Source organism: Acinetobacter sp. AM, from assembly GCF_003105055.1.
In the GTDB taxonomy this organism is placed as follows: domain Bacteria; phylum Pseudomonadota; class Gammaproteobacteria; order Pseudomonadales; family Moraxellaceae; genus Acinetobacter; species Acinetobacter tibetensis.
Genome location: NZ_QETG01000058.1, coordinates 1 through 420, shown reverse-complemented (window position 1 = coordinate 420; position 420 = coordinate 1). Strand labels below are relative to the sequence as shown.

Here is a 420-nt window from a genome sequence, read left to right as displayed (position 1 = left end):
CAGGTGATCAGCTACACCAATGAAAGCGATACCCCTGTGACCCTGACGGCCACCAAAGCCGCGGATGGCACTTGGAGTTTGGCTACAACCCCGACAGGCGTCAGCATAGATCCAAGTACTGGTGTCATCACGCTGGGGATGGATGCAGTCAAAGACGGCAGTGTCGTGAGCGCAGAGGGGACGGACCAATACAACAACAGCGAGACAGACAGTGATACCGCAAAAACAGATGACATCACCCTAAATACAGCCGATGCACCTGATGTCGTGGCTTTACCAGGTGGTGCAGTCACCTCGACCCCAGGAGCGGACAACGTCCAACAGGTGATCAGCTACACCAATGAAAGCGATACCCCTGTGACCCTGACGGCCACCAAAGCCGCGGATGGCACTTGGAGTTTGGCTACAACCCCGACAGGC

General features: G+C 56.2%; 1 protein-coding gene. It reads left to right on the top strand.

Annotated features, from left to right (window positions below):
- On the top strand, nt 1-420 hold a 420-nt coding region (locus DCO44_RS16715), incomplete at both ends, for a hypothetical protein (protein ID WP_213066328.1).